Below are 2,028 nucleotides of genomic sequence, written 5' to 3' on the forward strand. Positions count from 1 at the left end.
TCCGGGGGAAGAACCAGAATGCAGCCGGCAGCTGTCCCGACCGAACGCACCGACATCGCAGCCACTGTTGTCGCGACAATGCGCCAGTTGGGCGTGCTCGGCCTGCCGCGCAATTACGAGATCTTCTATGAGGCCCTGAGCGGCACCAATCGCGAACTCAGCCTGGCCGTCGTTTCGCTGAGCAGCCGGCCGACACAGGATGAACTGGATCAGATCGGGCGCACTTTCTTTGCCCACAACCATGGTCCTGGCATCGTCGAGCATGCCCGAGACGTCATTGCCAGGGAGCTCGAGGAGGTTGCTTCACTGCTGCGGAGCGAGCGCAGCCATATCGAGAAATACGGCAGGATCCTCGATGAGACATCGAGCGGCCTCAACGGCCGCAGCCTCCTCTCCCAGCATCTTTTGCACAAGATCGCCAACGCCATGGCGGTCGCCACCAATTCGACGATCGATCACGGCCGGCAGGTGGCCTCGACGCTCAGCGACAAGACGGCCGAACTCGAGACCGTCAAATCGAAGCTCGAGGAATACAAACGGTTGGCCGACACCGATCCCTTGACCCACATCTGGAATCGCCGCGCCTTCGACAAGGAAATCACCAGGATCTACAACAGCAACAGGGGTATCCTGTTCAACGCCCTGGTCCTTGCCGACATCGACCGCTTCAAGGACATCAACGACCGCTTCGGCCACCCGGTCGGCGACAAGATCATCCAGAGCATCGCCGATATCTTCCAGACCAGCATTCGCGGCGACATGTTCGTTGCTCGCACCGGCGGCGAGGAGTTCGCGCTGATCGTCGAGGGCGCCAGCGAGGACGCCACCTATGACGTTGCAGAGCGTATTCGTGCCCTGATCGAGCAGACGCCGTTCACCAGCAGCCAGACGGGCACGAATTACGGCACCGTCACCGTCTCGATGGGTATCTGCATGGCGTCCGAAGCCGAAGGACCCGAAGATCTCTACACCAAGGCCGACCGGGCGCTCTATCGCTCGAAGGTCAGCGGCCGCAACCGCGTCACCAGGCACTCGACGATGGCTGGCCGAGCAGGCAAGAGCTGGCTGCTCTACAAGAAGGATTGAGACTCCCGTTTGCAGATTGTTTTGCGTCCCGCCCCTTTCCATATGAATTTTTGTGGCCTATATTTTCCACAGAAACAGGAAGGCGTCGTAATGCAATCTCAAACCGCTGCCAAGACAGCCGAGAATGCAGTCCTGACCAAGGCAACGGTGCGCGCGGCCGATCTGCTGGACATCACCGCCAGAATGCTGGCCTCGGTGATCGGAGTTTCGGAGGCCACGGTTTCGCGCATGCGCAGGAACGAATTCGTGCTCGAGCGCGGCACCAAGCCATTCGAGCTTGCCGTGTTGTTCGTCAGGCTGTTCCGCTCGCTCGACGCCATTGTCGGCGGCGACGCGGTCGTCGCCCGGGCATGGCTGAAGAACGCCAACACGGCGTTCGACGCTGCTCCGCTTGAAAAGATCCTCACCATCACCGGGCTCGTCGATGTCATTGCCTATCTGGACTCCCGACGCGCTCTCGTCTGAGACCGTCGGCATCGACAGCAAGTACTGGCGCATGGTCGAAGCGCAGCACCATGTCTCGACGCTGAAAATCGTCGACACGCTCGACGAACAGGCGATGCTGGAAGACCTGATCGAGGAAACTAAGCCGCAGATCCCAATTGAATGCCGCCATCTCCACTATCTCCTGGCGACGCCCTTCCGCTACGGCTCGGTCTATCCGCACGGTTCGCGCTTCCGCCGTGCCGGCAGGACCAAGGGCGTCTACTATGCGGCCGAGACCATGATGACCGCGGTGGCCGAAATGGCCTTCTACCGGCTGCTGTTCTTTGCCGAGTCGCCCAAAACACCCTGGCCAAGCGACGCCGCCGAATACACGGCCTTTGCGGCCGCGATCAAATGCGCCAAGGTGATCGATCTCACCCGGCCGCCGCTCGATCGTAACGCAACGGCATGGACGCATCCGACCGACTATGCCGCTTGCCAGGCCATTGCCGATAC

At 60.9% G+C, this 2,028-nt stretch carries 3 protein-coding genes; all 3 read left to right on the forward strand.

Going from position 1 to position 2,028, the window contains the following annotated elements; genetic code table 11:
• Positions 1-18 precede the first annotated feature (18 nt).
• Entirely contained in the window at positions 19-1,086 is a 1,068-nt protein-coding gene (locus EN914_RS33370) for a GGDEF domain-containing protein (protein ID WP_024503563.1), read from the forward strand.
• 90 nt (positions 1,087-1,176) lie between these two features.
• Positions 1,177-1,551 carry an MbcA/ParS/Xre antitoxin family protein gene (locus tag EN914_RS33375; RefSeq protein WP_013531903.1) on the forward strand — a complete coding sequence of 125 codons (375 nt, stop codon included), beginning with the start codon at positions 1,177-1,179 and terminating at the stop codon, positions 1,549-1,551.
• The coding region (locus tag EN914_RS33380) for an RES family NAD+ phosphorylase (protein ID WP_164779109.1) at positions 1,511-2,028 on the forward strand (518 nt) is incomplete at its 3' end. The genes EN914_RS33375 and EN914_RS33380, both read left to right, overlap by 41 nt.

The sequence above is a fragment of the Mesorhizobium sp. M7A.F.Ca.CA.001.08.2.1 genome, assembly GCF_003998455.1.
Lineage (GTDB): Bacteria > Pseudomonadota > Alphaproteobacteria > Rhizobiales > Rhizobiaceae > Mesorhizobium > Mesorhizobium ciceri.